This is a genomic window from Ferrovibrio sp. (assembly GCF_019636075.1).
Taxonomy (GTDB): Bacteria; Pseudomonadota; Alphaproteobacteria; order Ferrovibrionales; family Ferrovibrionaceae; genus Ferrovibrio.
This window is the reverse complement of the sequence record NZ_JAHBYG010000001.1, coordinates 63,090-82,133: the sequence shown is the minus strand read 5'-3', so window position 1 is coordinate 82,133 and position 19,044 is coordinate 63,090. Positions and strand designations below refer to the sequence as shown.

At 60.3% G+C, this 19,044-nt stretch carries 19 protein-coding genes and 1 tRNA gene; 5 read left to right on the top strand and 15 right to left on the bottom strand.

Annotated elements, in window-relative coordinates; all coding sequences use genetic code 11:
- Positions 1–31: 31 nt before the first annotated feature.
- The 3 genes from sucD to KF827_RS00360 form a co-directional block, all read right to left on the bottom strand.
- A complete protein-coding gene (gene sucD, locus KF827_RS00370; RefSeq protein ID WP_290997939.1) occupies positions 32–910 on the bottom strand; it encodes a succinate--CoA ligase subunit alpha in 879 nt (292 codons plus the stop codon).
- Positions 910–2,079, bottom strand: coding sequence for an ADP-forming succinate--CoA ligase subunit beta (sucC, locus tag KF827_RS00365; protein WP_290997936.1), 1,170 nt, complete (start codon positions 2,077–2,079; stop codon positions 910–912). The genes sucD and sucC overlap by 1 nt, the downstream gene beginning before the upstream one ends.
- Positions 2,080–2,291: 212 nt before the next feature.
- Positions 2,292–2,960 carry an outer membrane lipoprotein carrier protein LolA gene (locus tag KF827_RS00360; RefSeq protein ID WP_290997933.1) on the bottom strand — a complete coding sequence of 223 codons (669 nt, stop codon included), beginning with the start codon at positions 2,958–2,960 and terminating at the stop codon, positions 2,292–2,294.
- 115 nt (positions 2,961–3,075) lie between these two features.
- On the opposite strand from KF827_RS00360, the gene KF827_RS00355 reads away from it, so the two are divergent.
- The gene (locus KF827_RS00355; RefSeq protein ID WP_290997930.1) at positions 3,076–3,402 is read left to right on the top strand and encodes a YbjQ family protein; all 327 of its coding nucleotides are present in this window, start codon (positions 3,076–3,078) and stop codon (positions 3,400–3,402) included.
- A 146-nt stretch (positions 3,403–3,548) separates the two neighbouring features.
- A complete protein-coding gene (locus KF827_RS00350) occupies positions 3,549–5,135 on the top strand; it encodes a hypothetical protein (protein WP_290997927.1) in 1,587 nt (528 codons plus the stop codon).
- Positions 5,136–5,158: 23 nt separating this feature from the next.
- Here KF827_RS00350 and acs read toward each other — a convergent pair whose 3' ends face one another.
- Complete coding sequence (acs, locus tag KF827_RS00345) at positions 5,159–7,102, bottom strand: acetate--CoA ligase (protein ID WP_290997922.1); 1,944 nt, start codon at positions 7,100–7,102, stop codon at positions 5,159–5,161.
- A gap of 99 nt (positions 7,103–7,201) precedes the next feature.
- Entirely contained in the window at positions 7,202–7,600 is a 399-nt protein-coding gene (locus KF827_RS00340) for a MarR family transcriptional regulator (RefSeq protein ID WP_290997918.1), read from the bottom strand.
- 186 nt (positions 7,601–7,786) lie between these two features.
- On the opposite strand from KF827_RS00340, the gene KF827_RS00335 reads away from it, so the two are divergent.
- On the top strand, positions 7,787–8,311 hold the full coding sequence (locus KF827_RS00335) for a PaaI family thioesterase (RefSeq protein ID WP_290997915.1): 525 nt from the start codon (positions 7,787–7,789) through the stop codon (positions 8,309–8,311).
- A gap of 2 nt (positions 8,312–8,313) precedes the next feature.
- Here KF827_RS00335 and KF827_RS00330 read toward each other — a convergent pair whose 3' ends face one another.
- Positions 8,314–8,535, bottom strand: a complete 222-nt coding sequence (locus KF827_RS00330; RefSeq protein WP_290997912.1) for a DUF1127 domain-containing protein — start codon at positions 8,533–8,535, stop codon at positions 8,314–8,316.
- A gap of 141 nt (positions 8,536–8,676) precedes the next feature.
- On the opposite strand from KF827_RS00330, the gene KF827_RS00325 reads away from it, so the two are divergent.
- Together KF827_RS00325 and KF827_RS00320 are read left to right on the top strand one after the other, a co-directional pair.
- Positions 8,677–9,420, top strand: a complete 744-nt coding sequence (locus tag KF827_RS00325; RefSeq protein ID WP_290997909.1) for a helix-turn-helix transcriptional regulator — start codon at positions 8,677–8,679, stop codon at positions 9,418–9,420.
- 37 nt (positions 9,421–9,457) lie between these two features.
- Positions 9,458–9,531 (top strand) — tRNA-Gly (locus KF827_RS00320).
- 30 nt (positions 9,532–9,561) lie between these two features.
- Here KF827_RS00320 and KF827_RS00315 read toward each other — a convergent pair.
- The 9 genes from KF827_RS00315 to KF827_RS00275 form a co-directional block, all read right to left on the bottom strand.
- The gene (locus KF827_RS00315) at positions 9,562–10,332 is read right to left on the bottom strand and encodes an IclR family transcriptional regulator (RefSeq protein WP_290997906.1); all 771 of its coding nucleotides are present in this window, start codon (positions 10,330–10,332) and stop codon (positions 9,562–9,564) included.
- Between the two features lie 279 nt (positions 10,333–10,611).
- Positions 10,612–11,526, bottom strand: coding sequence for an ABC transporter ATP-binding protein (locus tag KF827_RS00310; RefSeq protein WP_290997903.1), 915 nt, complete (start codon positions 11,524–11,526; stop codon positions 10,612–10,614).
- 80 nt (positions 11,527–11,606) lie between these two features.
- The gene (locus KF827_RS00305; protein WP_290997900.1) at positions 11,607–12,608 is read right to left on the bottom strand and encodes an ABC transporter ATP-binding protein; all 1,002 of its coding nucleotides are present in this window, start codon (positions 12,606–12,608) and stop codon (positions 11,607–11,609) included.
- Positions 12,609–12,610: 2 nt separating this feature from the next.
- Positions 12,611–13,450 carry an ABC transporter permease gene (locus tag KF827_RS00300; protein WP_290997896.1) on the bottom strand — a complete coding sequence of 280 codons (840 nt, stop codon included), beginning with the start codon at positions 13,448–13,450 and terminating at the stop codon, positions 12,611–12,613.
- Positions 13,447–14,418, bottom strand: a complete 972-nt coding sequence (locus KF827_RS00295) for an ABC transporter permease (RefSeq protein WP_290997891.1) — start codon at positions 14,416–14,418, stop codon at positions 13,447–13,449. The genes KF827_RS00300 and KF827_RS00295 overlap by 4 nt, the downstream gene beginning before the upstream one ends.
- A gap of 43 nt (positions 14,419–14,461) precedes the next feature.
- Positions 14,462–16,054, bottom strand: coding sequence for an ABC transporter substrate-binding protein (locus KF827_RS00290; RefSeq protein ID WP_290997888.1), 1,593 nt, complete (start codon positions 16,052–16,054; stop codon positions 14,462–14,464).
- Between the two features lie 38 nt (positions 16,055–16,092).
- Positions 16,093–17,310: a Rieske 2Fe-2S domain-containing protein gene (locus tag KF827_RS00285; protein WP_290997885.1), complete on the bottom strand. Its 1,218-nt coding sequence runs from the start codon at positions 17,308–17,310 to the stop codon at positions 16,093–16,095.
- Positions 17,311–17,319: 9 nt separating this feature from the next.
- Positions 17,320–17,787: a VOC family protein gene (locus KF827_RS00280; protein WP_290997880.1), complete on the bottom strand. Its 468-nt coding sequence runs from the start codon at positions 17,785–17,787 to the stop codon at positions 17,320–17,322.
- A 4-nt stretch (positions 17,788–17,791) separates the two neighbouring features.
- Positions 17,792–19,042 carry an acyl-CoA dehydrogenase family protein gene (locus KF827_RS00275; protein ID WP_290997877.1) on the bottom strand — a complete coding sequence of 417 codons (1,251 nt, stop codon included), beginning with the start codon at positions 19,040–19,042 and terminating at the stop codon, positions 17,792–17,794.
- Between the last annotated feature and the right edge of the window lie 2 nt (positions 19,043–19,044).

The window sequence follows — 19,044 nt, the reverse complement described above, 5'->3', positions numbered from 1 at the left end:
TGGCCGGCGCCGCCCTCTTGGAGTTTTGCCGTTACTTTCCGTTCAACAGATCAACCAGAGTGGTACCAAGCGCGGCCGGGCTTTCGGAAACCCGGATACCGGCGGAGCGCATGGCCTCGAGCTTGGTGCCAGCATCGCCCTTGCCGCCGGAAATGATCGCGCCGGCATGGCCCATGCGGCGGCCCGGAGGCGCCGTGCGGCCAGCGATGAAACCCACCGTGGGCTTCTTCACCTTGCTCTTCTTCAGGAAGGCCGCGGCATCTTCCTCGGCCGAACCGCCGATCTCGCCGATCATGATGATCGCCTCGGTCTCGGGATCCTTGAGGAACATGTCCAGGCAGTCGATGAAATTGGTGCCGTTCACCGGATCGCCACCGATGCCGATGCAGGTGGTCTGGCCCAGGCCGGCCGCCGTGGTCTGCGCCACGGCTTCATAGGTCAGCGTGCCGGAACGCGACACGATGCCCACCTTGCCGCGACGATGGATATGGCCGGGCATGATGCCGATCTTGCATTCGCCGGGCGTGATGATGCCGGGGCAATTGGGGCCGATCAGGCGGGTCTTGCTGCCGGCCAGAGCGCGCTTCACGCGCACCATGTCCAGCACCGGGATGCCTTCGGTGATGCAGACCACCAGCTTGAGCTGGGCGTCGATCGCTTCCAGGATCGAATCGGCGGCGAACGGCGGCGGCACATAAATGACGCTGGCGCTGGCCTTGGTCTTCTTCACGGCATCGGCCACGGTATCGAAGACCGGCAGGCCCAGATGCTGGCTGCCGCCCTTGCCGGGCGTGACGCCGCCAACCATCTTGGTGCCGTAGGCAATGGCTTGTTCGGTATGGAAGGTGCCCTGCGAGCCGGTAATGCCCTGGCAGATGACCTTGGTGTCCTTGTTGACGAGAACAGCCATTACGCGGCCTCCTTCACGGCCTTCACCACCTTTTGGGCGGCATCAGCCAAATTGTCGGCAGAGATGATCGGCAGGCCGCTCTCGGCCATGATCTTCTTGCCCAAATCAACATTAGTGCCCTCGAGGCGAACAACAAGCGGCACGGCGAGCTTTACTTCGCGGGCCGCAGCGATCACGCCCTCGGCGATCACGTCGCAGCGCATGATGCCGCCGAAGATGTTCACCAGGATGCCCTTCACATTGGGATCCTTGAGAATGATCTTGAAGGCTGCGGTAACGCGTTCCTTGGTGGCGCCGCCGCCCACATCGAGGAAGTTGGCGGGCTCGGAACCATACAGCTTGATGATGTCCATGGTGGCCATCGCCAGGCCGGCGCCATTCACCATGCAGCCGATCTTGCCGTCCAGCTTCACGTAGTTGAGTTCGTACTTGGCGGCTTCCAGTTCGGACGGATCTTCTTCGTCAGGGTCGCGCATCTCGGCCACATCCTTGTGGCGGAACAGCGCGTTGTCGTCGAAGTTCATCTTGGCATCCAGCGCGATCAGGTCGCCGGCGCCGGTCACCACCAGCGGGTTGATCTCGACGATCGAGGCATCCAGCGCCACGAAAGCCTGATACATCGCGGTGAGGAACTTCACCGCCGCACCCACCTGCTTGTCCTTCAGCTTCAGCGCGAAGGCGATCTTGCGGGCATGGAAGGGCTGCAGGCCGGTAACCGGGTCGATGGCCAGCTTGAAAATCTTCTTGGGATGCTTGGCGGCCACTTCCTCGATGTCCATCCCACCCTCGGTGGAGGCCATCACGGTGACGCGCGAAGTGGCGCGGTCGATCAGCAGGCCGAGATACAGCTCCCGCTTGATGTCGCAGCCTTCCTCGACATAGAGGCGCTTCACCAGCTTGCCTTCGGGGCCGGTCTGATGAGTGACCAGCGTCATGCCCAGCATGTTTTTCGCGGTTTCCTGAACCGCATCGATGGATTTCACCACCTTCACGCCGCCGCCCTTGCCGCGACCGCCGGCATGGATCTGGGCCTTCACGACCCAGACCGGGCCGCCCAGCTCGCGGGCGACCGAAACCGCCTCATCGGGGGTGAATGCCACGCCGCCGCGGGGGACCGCGACGCCATATTTAGCAAGCAGGCTCTTGGCCTGGTATTCATGAATATTCATGCGGACCTTCGGGAATTGGACCGGCGGGAAAAAGACCGGTGGCGAATGCCTCGGTTGTTCTTGGATCGAAGTGCGAGCGAGGTTATAGCAGCCTTCACCAAGGCCGCAACCTTTGCAGTTCCGAAGTCACCGGGTTTTCGACAAAAGTTCCGGTCGCCGGGCAGGCTTCCGGCGGCCCGATATTCACAAGGCATTACAATTTGTTAACAAGCCTAACGGCGGCGCTGCAACTCGCGCATCTGGGCCGGGCGGGGGCCATACTCGAACAGGCTGTCGGGCAGCTCGGGATTGAAATCCAGTTTCGAGAGCGAAATCGTGGTGGGCTGGCCCTGGCCATCCACCACGGTCCAGCCGGTGAATTGCAGCGGCCGGTCGGTAAAAGCCAGCACGATGCGGCCATCCTGGGGCTTGGCGGCATCGGCCAGGGTAACCCGCAGGATGCCGGCGCCACGCTCCAGGCGCGACACCTTCAGCTTGGGATCGTCGAACGAAACCCGGTCGCGCACCAGGATATCCAGCGGGGTGGAGGTGAGCGGCAGCTTATCCACCGACTTCAGCTGGCGGTCTTCCATGGTGATGAAACTGCCATCCGACACGATCAGCAGAGGCGAGGGCTGCTGAGGCGCCGGGGGATCGTATTCGAAGCGGAAGCGACCGGGCCGGCGCATATGCAGCTGGCCTTCCGAGGCGCCGCCATCGGGGGCGACCTGCAGAAAACGGCCCTGCAGGCTGCGCACACCGTTGAAATAATCGGCGATGCGTTGCAAATCCGCCTTGTCGTCGCCGGTATTGGCCAGCCCCGGGCGAGCCAGCAAGGCAACCCCGGCAACGGAGGCGGCAGCGGCCAGCAGGATACGGCGGCGATCCATGATACGTGACATGCTCTTGCTCATAATCCTGGGATAACCGCGCAGTTGGGCGAAATCAAGGCGGCTGCCTGGGCTGGCGGCTTGGGCTATACTGGGCCGCCATAACCATAACCGGGGATTCAGACCGATGATCATGACCACCACCGATTCCGTCGAAGGCCGCCGCATTGTCGGCTATCTGGGTGTGGTTTCCGGCGAAACCGTGATGGGCACCAATATTTTCAAGGATTTCTTCGCCGGCGTGCGCGATATCGTGGGCGGCCGCACCAAGAGCTATGAAGGCGTGCTGAACGACGCCAAGCAGGAAGCGCTGCAAGACATGGCCAAACATGCCGCCAAGCTGGGCGCCAATGCCATCGTTGGTATCGATTTGGACTATGAAGCCATCGGCGGCGGCGGAGATCGCACCTTGCTGATGGTGACCGCCAATGGCACGGCGGTGAAACTGGATTGATGGAAGGTGTGAACCGGCCAATGCAGAGCTGGCCAATGCAGAGCTGGCCGGCGCATAGCCGCTTCGGAACGAATAAATCCTGTGGTTGAATCAACATCGGATCAATTCGGACTGGCAGCAGCGAAGCGATTCTGATTTTCTGCCAGATGATGAACAATCCGGCGATTTCACCCCAGGCAAGCGCCTCCGGCAGCGCTGACAGTATGTATGTCTGCGAGAGCGTGGCCGACCTCTATAACGAGCGCGGCCGGGCCCTGATCGCCCAGATCTGCCGCGACCATCTCGAGGAAAATAAACTTATCCCATTGGAATTGCTTAGCAATAGCGGGCAGGCCCGGCTGATCATGGAAGCCGGCGAGATGCAGTTTGCCGGGCTGATCCAGAAAGTGGCGGTGGGCCAGTCGCAAGCAGTACGCCAGACCGGGGGCGTGGCAGGCAAGGTTGCCCCGGGCAGCCTGTTGCGCGAACGCAGCCTGTTTCTGATGAAACTTTGCGCCAGCGGCCTGGAGCAGTTGATCGCCATCGAGAAGGCATTGCCCCCCGCCCCGCTGGATGCCGCCACCCTGGATCAACTGGCCGCCGCCAGCGACCGCCGGCCGGCCTATGCGGCCCTGGCCAGGCATCTGACCCTCACCGCGTCCTGGACCGACAAGGCCGAACGCTGCTTCAACCTGATCGGCCCGCCCGACCGGCCGAGCGCACCGGCCCAGGCGCTGATGGCATTGGATCTGGCGCTGGCGGAAATTCTGCTGATCCGCACCGCCGTGCCGGAATTGCTGGGCAAAGCGCAAAGCCCGGCGCACCGCCTGCGGCAATTGCTGAGCCTGCTGGACAAACGCTATGCGCTGTCAGAGGGCGAACCGGTGACCGAGCCGGCACAGAAGCTTGGCGCGTTGATGCTGAACACGCCGATGCCGGCGCTGCGCTTCGCCGTGTTGCAGTTGATCCGTCGCCTGCTGGATACCGGCGTGCCGCTGGTGAGCGACGAGCCCGGCGCCGAATTCCGTGCCACTCGGGAAATCTACGATCTGCTGCATCAAGACGCCACGCTGCCCATGGCATTGCAGGCCGACATGCTGATCGAACAGCGCATGCGCCGGTTGGTGACGCGGGAGAATCTGGCCCGCCTGATTGCCGGCGCTTTCTCGGCACCCAAGCTGATGCAGGCCTTGCTGCTGCTGGAACAGGCCGTGGGGCCCAGCCCGCGCGACATCTTGCAGAAATACGCCTTCTATCTGCTGGAGCATCGCGATCTCGACAAGGACTTCACCGACCCCACCAGCAGCCAGGCGGAAAAGCTGGAAATGGCCAATGCCCTGCGCGAACAGGCCGCAAAACATGGCCTGGTATCGGAGCATCGCCGCGAACGCATGCTGGAATTGATCGATGCGTTGATCGGCCGGCTGAAGGCCAGCGAACAGCGCCGTGCGCCGCGCACCATGTGCGGCCCGGAAGACCATGTTGTGCTGGAAGGCATGAAGGCCAACTTGCGCAACTGGAGCGCCATCGGCCTGCTATTCGGCCCCTGCTCGGCTCAGGTGCAGGCCGGCCAGCAACTGCGGCTGACCGTGCGCATCAAGAATCCCAAGATCATGCTGGGCTTCGATGCCGAAGCCGAAGTGGTGCGCGCCGGCGAGGATGGCATGATCGCGGTGAAATACCGCGCATTGGATCGCCAGATCGCCAAAACCATCGCCACGTATTTCGATCCGGTCGGCGCGGCCAGGCATTAGGCTGGCCGCGCCGCCTCCAAAAATCAGCGCTTATTCTGCCGATTGTCGATCAGGTCGTTCACCACCGCCGGGTCGGCGAGCGTGGATGTATCGCCCAGTGCGCCGAATTCATTCTCGGCGATCTTGCGCAGGATGCGGCGCATGATCTTGCCCGAGCGGGTTTTCGGCAGGCCCGGCGCCCATTGGATCAGGTCCGGCGTGGCGATCGGGCCGATCAACGTGCGCACATGCTTCACCAGTTCGGCGCGCAATTCATCGGTGGCGGCGATGCCGGCCTTGAGCGTGACATAGGCATAGATGCCCTGGCCCTTGATGTCGTGCGGATAACCCACCACGGCGGCCTCGGCCACCTTGGCATGAGCCACCAGCGCGCTTTCCACTTCCGCCGTACCCATGCGATGGCCGGATACGTTGATCACATCGTCCACGCGCCCGGTGATCCAGTAATAGCCATCGGCATCGCGGCGGCAGCCATCGCCGGTGAAATACTTGCCCGGGAAGGTGCTGAAATAGGTTTCGATGAAACGCTGATGGTCGCCATAGACCGTGCGCATCTGGCCCGGCCAGCTATCGGCGATGCACAGATTGCCTTCGGTGGCGCCATGCAGCAGCTTGCCTTCGCCATCGACGATTTCCGGCGTCACGCCGAAGAACGGCAAGGTGGCCGAACCCGGCTTTTGCGCGATGGCGCCGGGCAGCGGCGAAATCAGGATGCCGCCGGTTTCGGTCTGCCACCAGGTATCCACGATGGGGCAGCGATTGTCGCCCACCACGCGGTGATACCACAGCCAGGCTTCCGGATTGATCGGCTCACCCACCGAACCCAGCAGGCGCAGCGAGGCGCGGCTGGTCTTCTGCACCGGCGCTTCGCCTTCGCGCATCAAAGCCCTAATGGCTGTGGGCGCGGTGTAGAAGATGTTGACCTTGTGCTTGTCGATCACCTGCCAGAAGCGCGAGGCATCGGGGTAGTTCGGCACGCCCTCGAACATCAGCGTGGTGGCGCCGTTGCTGAGCGGGCCATAGAGGATATAGCTGTGGCCGGTGACCCAGCCCACATCGGCGGTGCACCAGTAGATGTCGCCATCGTGATAATCGAACACATACTGGTGCGTCATCGAGGCATAGACCAGATAGCCGCCGCCGGTATGCAGCACGCCCTTGGGTTTGCCGGTGGAGCCCGAAGTGTAGAGGATGAACAGCGGATCTTCCGCATTCATCGGCTCGGGCGGGCAATCGGCCGCCACCTTGGCGGCTTCCTCGTGCAGCCAGATATCGCGGCCGGCCTCCCAACCGATCTTGCCGCCGGTATGTTTCACCACCAGCACGTTGCGCACATTGGGGCAGGTTTTCAGCGCCGCATCGGTATTGGCCTTCAGCGGCACCGGGCGGCCGCCGCGCAGGCCTTCATCGGCGGTGATGATGAACTGGCTGTCGCAATCCTGGATGCGGTTGGCCAGGCTGTCGGGCGAAAAGCCGCCGAACACCACGCTGTGGATGGCGCCGATACGCGCGCAGGCCAGCATGGCATAGGCCGCCGCCGGGATCATCGGCAGATAGATGGTGACACGGTCGCCCTTCTTGACGCCATGGGCCTTCATCACATTGGCAAGCTTGCACACTTCGGCATGCAGTTGCTTGTAGGTGATGTGTTCGGACTTGGTGGGGTCGTCGCCCTCCCAGATGATGGCGGTCTGGTCGCCGCGTTTTGCCAGATGACGGTCGATGCAATTGGCCGAAACATTCAGCACGCCATCATGGAACCAGCGAATATGCAGGTCTTCCTTGGCGTAGGACACGTCCTTCACCTGAGTATAGGGCTTGATCCAGTCGATGCGCTTGCCCTGCTCGGCCCAGAAGCCCACCGGATCGGCCACCGAACGCTCGTACAACGCCTTGTATTTTGCGTTGTCGATCCAGGCTCGTTTGGCCCAATCGGCGGATACCGGAAACAGCTCGTTCTCGGCCATGGCGCTTCTCCTCCTAGACTATGGTTAGGGCCGGATTATTCACAAAACCGGCCAGAGGCCAAGCCAAACGCCCGCAATTTCGACTAAAGCCTAACGGATTCAGCCAGATGCGGGCCCTGGCAACGCATCGCCGGCTTTTTCCAGAGCAATCAGCAGCCTGTCGAAATCCTGCATCTGCCGGCGTGCCTCATCCTGGGCAATGCGCCAACCCGCCAAGGCCTGGCGCCACAGCACGCGGCCGGCAGGCGTGGCGCGCACCAGACGCTGGCGGCGATCATCGCCTTGCCGCAACTCGGCCAGCCCCGCCTGCAGCAGGCCGGCGAGATTGCGGCTGATCGTGGTGCGGTCGATATCCAGCGCCTCGGCCAGGGTGGAAAGGCGGCTATCGGGCAGCGCCAGCGCCATGCCCAGCAAACTGAACTGCCCGATGCTAAGCCCGAAAGGTGCCATATGGCGCTCGTAAAGCAAGGTGACCCGCCGGCCCAGACGGCGCGCCATGAAACAGGCACAGATTTCCCGCCCATCCGGCTTGGGCGGCGGGAAATGCCGCGGCGCGGATTGGTTCGCCGAGGGCCCCGCCACCGCATCGGAACGGGCCTTGCCTTGTCTGCGAGCTTGCATAATTATGTGTATATACACTTAATTGCCGATCCGGCCAAGAATGCAGCGAGAGGAAACCTGACGATGCCCGCCGCCGAAGCCAAAGCCGCGCCCACCTTCCCCGCTGACGCGCAAGCGCCCACCGGTTTCCGTTTCGAGACCCTGCCGGTGGAAACCCTGCGCGCGATGGACGGCATCGCGCTGTTTCGCGGCATCATGGATGGCAGCCTGCCTGGCGCGCCGATTGCCGAAGTGATGAATATGTGGATTTACGAGGCGGAAATAGGCCGGGTGGTATTCGCCGCCCGCCCGCAACGCCAGCATTACAATCCGATCGGCAGCGTGCATGGCGGCTTTGCCGGCACGATGCTGGACAGCGCCATGAGCTGCGCCGTGCAATCCACCCTGAAAAAAGGCTTCGGCTACACCACGCTGGAATACCGCGTGCATCTGGTGCGCGGAATTTCAGACAGCATCGGCCCGGTTTTCTGCGTCGGCAAAACCGTGAGTGTGGGACGCCAGATCGGCACGGCGGAAGGCCATATCTATGATGCCAACGGCAAACTCTATGCCCATGGCACCACCACCTGCCTGATCTTTCCGATCTGACCCTAAAAGCGCCAGAGCGATTTGTTCAACGCAGCCCGCAGATCGCTGCGGCTGAGGCCGACATCCCGCAGCGTGGCATCATCCAGCGCGACCAACTGGATGCGCCGCTCATAGCCCCGTTGCTTCTCCAGCAACCAGAAAATCGCCGCATACAGCGGGGCCAGCAAATGATGTCGAAAAACCGGCCTGGCAGGGCGCTGCAATTTCAGGGCATGGGCATGCATAGGGGCGGCTGTTCTGTCTGATATCTTCATGGCGCCGGTATAGCGCCGCCGCCGCGGCCGATGCTTCGCTCTGCACCGAAGCATCGGCGATTGCACCGCCTGCAGGCGCCGCACTAGACTTTCCACTCATTGGGAAGCGCCATGACCACTGCCGAACCGCAATTCGCCGCCATCGCCGCCCTGCTGGGCGACCCTGCCCGCGCCAATATCCTGCGCGCGCTGATGGATGGCCGCGCCCGCACGGCCAAGGAGCTTGCAGCCATCGCCGGCGTGACCGCACCCACCGCCAGCGGGCATCTCGGCAAGTTGATGGCGGCCGAACTGCTGACCGTGCTGGCGCAAGGCCGGCACCGCTATTACCGGCTGGCCAACAGCCTGGTGGCCTGTGCCATCGAAAGCCTGATGGCGCTGGCCGGCGAGCGCCCGCTGCCGCGCCATCGGCATAATGCCGCCCTCACCGGCGCGCTGCGCTGCGCCCGCACCTGCTACGACCATCTGGCCGGCCGGCTGGGTGTGCAGATACATGATCATCTGTTGCTGAACGGCCATCTGCTGCCCGGCCATGACAGAAGCGACGGCAACAGCACTGGCCACGACTATCTGGTGAGCGATTCCGGCCGCCTGCTGCTGGCCAGGATTGATATTGATGTGGATGCGGTGGCCCGGCAGCGGCGCGGCTTTGCCCGGCCCTGCCTGGATTGGAGCGAGCGCGTACCGCACCTGGCCGGCGGCCTGGGCGCGGTGATTGCCAGCCACTGTTTCGACCATGGCTGGATCACGCGCCAAGAGGGCAGCCGAGCGGTCCGCCTGACCGATGCCGGCGCCAAGAGCCTGAAATCCCTGTTCGGAATAGAGGCCGGCGACATCGCCGCCGGCAGCCGTTGAAACCGGCTCGCCCGACAGCTATTGTCTGCCCCGGAACGCGGGTGTAGCTCAATGGTAGAGCAGAAGCTTCCCAAGCTTACGACGGGGGTTCGATTCCCCTCACCCGCTCCAAAGCCGCCGCCCGTACCCAGCCGGGCATCATCACCCTATCGCGGCTTTGGCCTTGCGCTTCTTCTGGATTGCCGCGTTCATCGCGGCGGCTTCCCTGGCCACGGCATGGCGCAAGCTATCGTGATCCACCTTGTCGGCTTCTTCGATCGGGATGATCAGGTTGAAGCTGCCAAGGATGCGCTTCTCCGCATCGAAGAGCGGCGCTGCGAAACCATGGCTGCGCTTATCCAACTCTCCCGCCGTTTCAAAAATCGGCTGCCGGCGGATCTCGCCGAGCTTGGTCAGGAATACGCTAAGGCTTTCACCCATATCCGCAGCCTTGATCTCCTGATGCTGCTCGCCGTAAATCCTGGTCAACCGCGTTCTCGACAAATTGGCGAGCACCACTTTGGCAGCCGAGCCGCGGAATAATCCCATCGGCCGGCCGCGCTCGTAGCTGATATCCAACGCTTCAGGCTTGCGAAGCTGGTAGGAAGAAATCAGCCGATCGCCATAAAGGCTGTATATTGCCACCACGCCATGCTCGACCAGACCCAGCAGATAACGGGCATGGGGCGGCGCCAGTTGCAGCAATGGGTCGGAGAGCCGTATTTGTCGATCAAGCTCGATAGCGCGCGGACCCAAGCTATATTCCCCATTGCCGAGCGAGCTCAGCAAACCGTATTCGCACAACAGCTTGAGATAACGATAGATCGTGGAAATCGTCAGCCCGTAGAATTTAGCCAATTCATCCACGTCGCGCGTCGGGCGTTCCACCGTAAAGGCATCGAGCAGGGAGAGCATCTTGCTGGCACTCGCCATGCCGGTAGATGGTTCGCGCCGCACAGGTGTTGGGCCCACAGCCTCTGCATCGGCGCGTTTAGGCCGTCCACGCTTCTGCGGGCTGACTTTGGATTTTGCAACTGACCGCTTCATCTGGCGAGCATTCGGGTATTTTGTTCCGTTGTTATCCAGGGCCCAGAACTTTGCAGCTATCGGATGTGAAATCGATACCGCGCCCAGGCATGCTGGTCAACATGCTTCCGTGAATGTAATCCATGTCCCTCGGCTGATCTGTATCTCTACAAAGACCAGCTGCAATCAATCACTGAAATGACAGGCCACTAAATGCTTGCTGCCGGCCGATTGCAATTCCGGACGGATATCGGAACAGATCGCCTGCGCCTTTGCGCAACGGGTGCGGAAAGCGCAACCGCTCGGCGGATTATACGGGCTCGGCAAATCGCCGGCCAAGTACGGCCGCAATGACAGATCCTTGCGGCGACGATCCAGCGAGGGAACCGAATCGATCAAGGCCCGGGTGTATGGATGCTTGGGCGCCGACCATATCTCCTCACGGGATCCAGCCTCCACGATCCGGCCAAGATACATGACCGCGATCTGATCGGATATCTGCTGTACCACCGACAGGTCATGCGAGATAAAAAGATACGCCACATTCTCGGTCTTCTGCAGGTCCATCAGCAGATTGACGATCTGGCCCTGAACCGACACATCCAAAGCGGAAACCGGCTCATCGCACACGATCAGCCTCGGCTGCAAGGCCAGCGCACGCGCTATGCCTATCCTCTGCCGCTGGCCGCCGGAGAATTCGTGCGGAAAACTGCGCAGCGCCGTTTTCGGCAGCCCCACCCGCTCCAGCAATTCCGCGCTGCGCTGCATGGCCTGCTGTTTGGGCACGCCATTCACCCGCATCGTTTCGGACAGGATGGAACCGATCCGCTTGCGCGGATTCAGCGAGGCGAAAGGATCTTGAAAAATCATCTGCACGAGGGCGCGCAGCGGCCGCCATTGACGGCGCGACAACGCCGTTACTTCATGGCCGCAAATATGCGCACTGCCATTGGTAACCGCATGCAGGCCGGTAATGGCTTTTGCAACGGTCGATTTACCGCAACCCGATTCCCCCACCAAAGCAAGGGTTTCCCCCGACCGTATCTTCAGATCGATGCCCCGCACTGCATTCAGCACGCCACGCGACGTGGCTATATCCACGCTTAATCCGCGAACGTCCAACGCAGGAACCTGGGGTGCACCAATATCCTGCTTTGCAAGCGGGTCAAATGATGCGGCGTTCATTGCAGCATCTCCCGGGAGCGGCAGGCCACGATATGGCTGGCGGTTATACGAACTGTTTCAGGCGCCGAAGCGGCACAGCCTGGTTCCGACGCCGGACAGCGCGCCTCGAAGCGGCAGCCCGGGCCACGCTTCCCGAGTTCCGGTACCGTGCCTTTGATTTCCTTGAAAGCGATACGCTCGGGCGGCTGTCCGATAGCGAAACGCGGCGTGGCCGCCAGCAGAGCCCGCGTATAGGGATGTTTCGGGGTTTTCAGGATTTCATCCACCCCACCCGATTCCACCACTTTGCCGGCATACATCACCACAACATCGTCAGCCAATTCCGCCACAACACCCAAGTTATGCGTGATGATAAGAATGGTAAGGCTCAGCTCTGCCTGCAAATCCGCAAGCAAACGCAGAATCTGCAGCTGGATGGTCACATCCAACGCCGTAGTCGGCTCATCGGCAATCAACAATTTCGGCTTGCGGCAAAGCGCCATGGCAATCATAACGCGTTGCCGCATTCCGCCGGACAGGCTGTGCGGATATTCCTGCAATCGGCTTACCGCATCTGGGATGCCTACCTTCTGCAACATGGAGAGCGCGATTTCGTCGGCTTTCTCTGTGCTGCAGCCGAAAGCCATGATTGCGGCCTCCTGCAATTGCCGCCCGATCGTCATCAAAGGGTTGAGCGATGTCATGGGGTCTTGGAAAACCATCGCCATGCTTTTCGCGCGCAATTGCCGGAGGCGGCGTTCGGATGCCCCCACAAGATCCTCGCCATCGAACGAAATCTGGCCAGAAGCGATCTGCATGCTCGGCGGCAGCAAGCCGACAATCGAAGACGCCGTGATGGATTTGCCGCAACCTGACTCACCAACCACGGCAACCACGCGCCCGGCCTGGATGCTGAAGGAGACATCCTGCAAAACATCGACCGGAGCGCCGCTGCGCAGCAGGTTCACGGTCAGGTTCCGTATGTCCAGTAGTGCCTGCATATCTTCCGTTTGCGCCATGGTCAGGAACTGCTGCGTGGATTCAGCACATCATTGATGCCATCGCCCAGCAAATTGATGGCCAACACGGTGATGAAGATGGCGATACCGGGCAATACGCAAAGATAAGGCGCCGTGCGCAGGGATTCGCGACCCACGCCTATCATCGTCCCCCAGGTGATCTGATTCGGGTCGCCCAGGCCAAGGAAAGATAAGGCCGCCTCGCTCAGAATGGCATTCGCCACCAGGATCGAAGCCATCACCACCACCGGCGTGATCGCATTGGGCAGGATTTGCAAGAAAATGATGCGCATATCGCCCATCCCGGAAAGTATGCAGGCCTGCACATATTCGCGCTCTCGCAGCGAGAGGAATTCCGCGCGCGTGAGGCGGGCAATCGGGGGCCAGGAAACCAAGGCAATGGCGATAACGATGGTAACCGTACTCGGGCCGGCAATGGCGACCAGAACCAACAGGAAAATGAAGGAAGGTATGGTCTGGAAGGTTTCCGTGCAGCGCATCAGGAAATCATCGGCCGCGCCGCGATAGTAACCCGCCACCGCGCCCAGCAATACGCCGATCATCATCGCCGCGCAGCTGGCCGCCAAGCCGATCAGCAAAGAAAGCCGCGCACCGTATATCAGCCCCGCCGCCACATCTCGCCCCAATGCATCGGTGCCCAGCAGATATTCGCTTTCCTCCAACGGTTCCAGGAATGGCGCGGCGACCATCGACCATGGATCGGTACCGTAAACCGCCGGTCCGAATATTGCTATGATGGCGAGAAGGGCGAGGATAACAGCCGCCAATACGGCCGGTCCGCGGCGCCGGAAACGATGCAGCCAATGCGTCTGCCCGATCATGCGCGCTTCCTGATTCGGGGATCGATCACTGTATAAAGGAAGTCCGTCAATAAATTGATGGCAATGACCAGCAAGCTCGACATGAAAAGGATGCCTTGCAGCAAATTATAGTCGCGTTGGCTGATGGCCTCGAACGCAAGACGCCCCAGGCCCGGCCAGGCGAAAACGGCTTCCACCACAACCGCGCCCCCCAATGCCGCACCGAATTGCAGGGAAAACATCGTTGCCACAGGCAACAAGGCATTGCGCAAGGCGTGGCGGAACAGAACCGTATGGCCGGCCAAACCCTTTGAACGGGCCGTGCGGATATAATCCTGGCTCAAAGCGTCGAGCACGGAAGCGCGGGCAAGCCGCGCATAGGTGGCGAAATAGAATAAACCGAGCGTTACCGCGGGCAACACGAGATGCCGCAACACATCGATCAGATAAGCCAATCCCGTAGCCGTGGATCCCGATGTCGTCATCCCGCTGGCCGGCAGAATGCCTCCGCCCACCGCCAGAAGAACCACCAGCATCAGCCCCAGCCAGAACATCGGCGTTGCATAGCCCACCAATGCAAGAACGGAAATCGTGTAGTCCAACAGGCTGTTTTGCCTGGAGGCGGCCACTGTGCCGGCAACAACCCCTAGCAGCAACGCACCGAACAAGGCCGTACCGACCAGCAGCATGGTCGGCCCGATACGGCCCGCGATCAGATCTATCACCGGCATGTTATGCCGGAAGGAATAGCCTAGATCGAATTGCAGCAAGCGCGACATATAATGAAACAGTTGCACCGGCAGCGGCTGATCCAAGCCGAACTTCTGACGCAGTTCCGCGGTGTAGCCGGCATCTGCAACCCCGGCTTCGCCCGCCAACACATCGACGGCATCGCCTGGCGTGGAATGAATCACCAGAAAATTGATAATGGCGATCATCCCAATGGTTATTGCCAGACGGAAAACCTTGGTGATGACGGGGCGAAGCATGGATTGCAAAGCGGCTACACCTCAACTAGCGGAATCGCTGTGGTTACTTGGATATCCACAGATCGGCAAAGGAACCGAACACACCATAGCCATCGCTGCCATAGCCCTGCAAACGCTTATGCAAAACCGTGGCGTAATTAATATTGGCTAAGGGAATGATCGGAAGCTCTTCCATGGCAATGGACTGAACCTGCTTCCAAAGATCGATGCGCTGCTGATTGGTCGGCGCAACACCCGCAGCAACCAGCAACTCATCCACCTTGGGGTTAGCATAGCCCGATGCATTGGAGAATGGCACACCCTTTATGATGTTCTTCCCCCAGAACATGCGCTGCACGCCCACGGCCGGATCCGTCATGCCGAAAATAATGTAGGCAGAAGTTTCGTAGTCGTTTTCGGTGTATACCCGCTTCAACCAGCTCGGAAAATCCTGATTGCGCAGTTGTACGTTGATGCCGACCTCGGCCAATGCCTGCTTGAGATAGCGTGCAAGGCGCTGGTAATTCTCATCGAAGGGCATCACATCATGGGTGATTTCCATGCGGAAACCATTGGCGCCCTTCTTCAGGCCGGCCTCATCGAGCAGTTGCTCGGCTTTCTTCTTGTCGTAGGCATAGCCAGCTAATTTGCTGTCGTAGAATTCCTTGGATGCCTGCGGCACGATGGAATTCACCGGATTGCCAAGACCGAACCAGATGTTGTCGCCGATGAATTTGCGGTTGATCGCATGGGCAATCGCCTTGCGGACACGCACATCCTGGAATTTCGGCGACCGCGTGTTGAACTCGAAATACATGATGCCCGCCAAGGCATCATAGCCATCCGTGCGCACCTCAAGATCCTTCAAGCCGCGATAGCGCTTCAGATCCGTAAGCGGAATCGGGTTCATGCCGGCGATATCGATCTCGCCGCTCTCGAAGGCCGCCGCACGCGCCGACGGATCCGGAATGAAGCGCACGATCAGGCGATCCAGATAGGGCATGCCTGAAGCCCAATAATCGGGATTGCGCTCCAGCAGGATTTCCTGACCCTTTTTCCACTCGACGAACTTGAACGGGCCGGTGCCGATCGGTGCATTGCCCGCCGGATTGCTGCGCGGATCGCTGCCATCGAAGATATGCTTGGGCAGGATCGGCATTTCCGGGCCGGTAAAGGACTTCAACGCATAAAGCGAAGGCGCCGAAAAATTCAGAACCGCCGTCAGCGGAGACGGGGTATCCACCGAAGCAAGATTGGCCAGGATAGAACGGCCGCGCGGGTGGTATTTCTTGATCACTTCCTCAAGGGTGTATTTCACATCCTCGGACGTGAATGGCTTGCCGTCATGCCACTTCACATTCGGGCGAAGCTGCAGACTCAGGGTCTTGCCGTCTTCGCTCAGCTTGTAGGAAAGCGCCAAGCCCGGCGTCAGGTTCAAATCCTTATCCAGATTGAACAGACCATCGAATATCTTGGTGGCAACAAGCTGTACCTGGCTTGCGGTGTTGAGCTGCGCCAGCAAGGTGGGCGGCTCAGGCACCACCACGAAGGATGCCGTGCCGCCGCGCTGCGGCGTCGGATTGGCGGCAAAGGCATTGGTGGTTAAAGCGACCGCGGTAGCGGCCAGAAACGCGAGATTACGAAAGAAGCGTGCCATTTGGTCGAATCTCCTTTTCTAGATGCCGAGGTTCGCGTTTACGACAGGTAGTCGCCGCGCGCCTCGTAGGATTCCTGGAACTTCCACTCCTTCAGAGGTTCCCCCTTTGCGAGTTTCTTTAATTCTCGCAACCATACTTTCCGGCAAAGCGCGACACCGATATCAGCGGTGCCCATGATTTCCGGCGGCCGGTTTGCCGGGTTTCCAATGCCTTTCTGGGCAAAGTCGTCGGTCAGCCAGAGGGTTTTCACCTTCTCGGCATCCATCTCATCGAAACGCAGCTCGCCGGAGAGCATCTTGTCCGCCAGCATTTCGCGCGTCGCGTCGTCATTCATGGTGAGTTTTCGTTTGCGTTCATCTTCGCGCGCCATGTAGCCGGCGAATTCCTCCGCCCCCAGTCGCACGATTACGACGGTGAACTGGATATGATGATCATCGTCTATCGGCATCCACCAGGCGATGAATTCGCGGAACGCCACGGCCTGGTCATTCGGCGGCCCCTTCACATAAGCCACATTCGGCATGCCGACATACTGAACGATCTTGTTGCCGCTGACCGGGCGTTCGCCGCGGAATTCGACGCCCCACTCGTTTTCTTTCGCCGTTATCACCGGACCATCGCGATACTCATCCCAACGGCCAGTGATATCGGCATGCAGATAGGCAAGATGGCTTAGATCACCGAGATTCTCCAGATTGTTGAAGAAATTCGATGGCCGCGTATAGCTTTCGAACTGCAGGTTGATGTTCTCCCCATCGAAACGCGAATAGGTGGGAAAATCCGGCGCCGGCGCTTGATCCTCGCCCAGATAGGCGAAGATCAAACCGAGATACTCGCGCGTGGGATAGCTGCGCAGCTTCACCTTGTCGCAAAAGCTTTTGCGTTCGGCCGGCTGTTCGATGCACTGGCCTGAGGATGCGAATTTCCAGCCATGATACACGCAGCGCAGGTCGTCGCCCTCGATCCATGCCGCCACCATCGGTGTGGCGCGGTGCGGACAATGGGGATCAACCACATAAGCCGCACCGCTCTGGCCGCGATAAATCACATATTCGCGATTGAAATAACGCACCGATTTCGAGCGGCCAACGGCCACATCATGGCTATGCGCAACCGGCTGCCAAAAGCGCCGCATATAGCGGCCGACGAGGCTATGCTCTCCCACGCGACCAAGATCGGCGAAGGAAACATTGGTTTCCGGCTTTGCCGGCGCTTCTGCGGCAGATGCGTGATTCATCTCTGGCTTTGTCAGCATGCGAACCTCTCAACGATTGGGGCTGGCCGGAATGGCATTCCACCAATCCGGCAAGGTATCGGGCGTGAAGGGGGATAGGTCGCCGTCTTCTTCCGGCGGATACTGCAGTTCGATATGGTTTCCATCCGGATCGTAGAGATTGATCTGCTTGATCCCGATATCCTTTACCACGATGACCGAATACGGCACGCCGATGCGGCGCAGTTTGGCGAGCATCGCGGGCATGTCCTGGCCCAGAAAAGCGAAATGCTCGATCTGCAGCCTCTCGCCGTCGTCGCAGTAATCAGCGGGAACCTCCACCAGATGCACACAGGGAATATCGCCCATATACATCCACGCGCCCTTCTCGAAAGGCGGCGGAAAATATGGACGAAACCCTTGGCGCAAATCGATCACCTCGGTGAAGAACCGAATGCTTCGCTCCAGATTGTTGGTGCGCAGGTTGACGTGATCGAGGCGGAGCAGCAATTGCTTCATGGGATTAGTCCGTTTCACCCTCTGCATACAGGCAGGCCCGGCCGAGATTGGCGACACTGATATCCGCAGTGTAAGGCAGCATCAAACTGCCGCAGCGCGCATCACGGAACATGCGCTCCAGCGGCAATGATTTCTGCAAAGCGCTTCCGCCGCATATGCGAATGGCCTCAAAGCCGATTTGCGCCGCCCCTTCCATTACGGTGTATTGCGCAACATACATGCGCTGCAGCGCTTCATTGCTCGGGTTCGGCCCGGCTTCCTTGATGGCGCGCAGCCAATTTGCACGCGCGGATTCCAGCTTGATGCGCAGATGCGCCGTATCGATCTGCTTTTGCGCGATATTGCGGCGCTTGATCGGCGGCATGCCCGGCACTTCACCGCGCAAGTAGCTCACAACAAAATCGAATATCGCCTCGGCCAAGCCCATGTAAGTGCAGGTCAGTTGCATATAGAGATGCGGCCAAACCTTCCGGCTCTGGAATGCCGATCCATGCGGCATGAGAATTTCATTCTCCGGGACGAAAACATCCTTGAACAGCAGCGTGCGCGAATTCGTGCCCCGCATGCCCAGCGTATCCCATTCGCCAGCCACCGAAACGCCAGGGCTGTTGGAAGCGATGCTGAGCATGACGATATCGCCGAAATCAGGCTGCTTGCCATCGGCAATCTCGGTGCAGCTTACGCCGTAATAATCGGCATGGCCGGCAAGAGAGGCGAAAACCTTTTTACCATTCACGATCCAGCCGCCTTCCACGCGCTTTGCCGTGGTGGAAAATAAGGCCTGGGAGGGATCGAGGCCTATTTCCGAGAATGGCAGGGCGTAGACTTTGCCCTGGCGGGCGGCGCGCTCGAAATGCATCTTCTGGCGGCGCTGATGCTGCATCTTGATTTCAAGCGGCAAATCAAAGCTGTCGAACACAAAGCCCGTCAGCATCATGCAGCCGCAATGCATGTTGAAGGTAAGCGCCGTGGTGGCGCAATATTTCGAAAGATGCGGCACGGTCTGCATATACGTGGCGAAATCCGCTCCCAAGCCGCCATGAGCAGCCGGCACCACAAGGCCCAACAGGCCCGCTTGCCGCAAAGCATCGTAACTGGCGGTGGGAAACGTGCCCTCTCGGTCCCAACGCGCCGCATTGGGGGCCAGAGAATCGCGCCCCACCCTTTCTGCCAGGGCAATCAATGCATCCAGGCTCATCGCAGCCTTGCCGTTCGATGCTTTCGGCGCCGGTACCATATCTTCATGCGCAACCATCA

Bases quoted from the DNA above. Each gene is read 5' to 3' on its own strand.
- KF827_RS00290 (WP_290997888.1), bottom strand. From the start codon at position 16,054: ATGGCACGCTTCTTTCGTAATCTCGCGTTTCTGGCCGCTACCGCGGTC.
- KF827_RS00315 (WP_290997906.1), bottom strand. From the start codon at position 10,332: ATGGCGAGTGCCAGCAAGATGCTCTCCCTGCTCGATGCCTTTACGGTG.
- KF827_RS00325 (WP_290997909.1), top strand. From the start codon at position 8,677: ATGACCACTGCCGAACCGCAATTCGCCGCCATCGCCGCCCTGCTGGGC.
- KF827_RS00360 (WP_290997933.1), bottom strand. From the start codon at position 2,960: ATGTCACGTATCATGGATCGCCGCCGTATCCTGCTGGCCGCTGCCGCC.
- KF827_RS00275 (WP_290997877.1), bottom strand. From the start codon at position 19,042: ATGGTTGCGCATGAAGATATGGTACCGGCGCCGAAAGCATCGAACGGC.
- KF827_RS00295 (WP_290997891.1), bottom strand. From the start codon at position 14,418: ATGCTTCGCCCCGTCATCACCAAGGTTTTCCGTCTGGCAATAACCATT.
- KF827_RS00355 (WP_290997930.1), top strand. From the start codon at position 3,076: ATGATCATGACCACCACCGATTCCGTCGAAGGCCGCCGCATTGTCGGC.
- KF827_RS00285 (WP_290997885.1), bottom strand. From the start codon at position 17,310: ATGCTGACAAAGCCAGAGATGAATCACGCATCTGCCGCAGAAGCGCCG.
- KF827_RS00300 (WP_290997896.1), bottom strand. From the start codon at position 13,450: ATGATCGGGCAGACGCATTGGCTGCATCGTTTCCGGCGCCGCGGACCG.
- KF827_RS00330 (WP_290997912.1), bottom strand. From the start codon at position 8,535: ATGCATGCCCATGCCCTGAAATTGCAGCGCCCTGCCAGGCCGGTTTTT.
- KF827_RS00305 (WP_290997900.1), bottom strand. From the start codon at position 12,608: ATGGCGCAAACGGAAGATATGCAGGCACTACTGGACATACGGAACCTG.
- KF827_RS00335 (WP_290997915.1), top strand. From the start codon at position 7,787: ATGCCCGCCGCCGAAGCCAAAGCCGCGCCCACCTTCCCCGCTGACGCG.
- sucC (WP_290997936.1), bottom strand. From the start codon at position 2,079: ATGAATATTCATGAATACCAGGCCAAGAGCCTGCTTGCTAAATATGGC.
- KF827_RS00340 (WP_290997918.1), bottom strand. From the start codon at position 7,600: ATGGCGCGCCGTCTGGGCCGGCGGGTCACCTTGCTTTACGAGCGCCAT.
- acs (WP_290997922.1), bottom strand. From the start codon at position 7,102: ATGGCCGAGAACGAGCTGTTTCCGGTATCCGCCGATTGGGCCAAACGA.
- KF827_RS00350 (WP_290997927.1), top strand. From the start codon at position 3,549: ATGATGAACAATCCGGCGATTTCACCCCAGGCAAGCGCCTCCGGCAGC.
- sucD (WP_290997939.1), bottom strand. From the start codon at position 910: ATGGCTGTTCTCGTCAACAAGGACACCAAGGTCATCTGCCAGGGCATT.
- KF827_RS00280 (WP_290997880.1), bottom strand. From the start codon at position 17,787: ATGAAGCAATTGCTGCTCCGCCTCGATCACGTCAACCTGCGCACCAAC.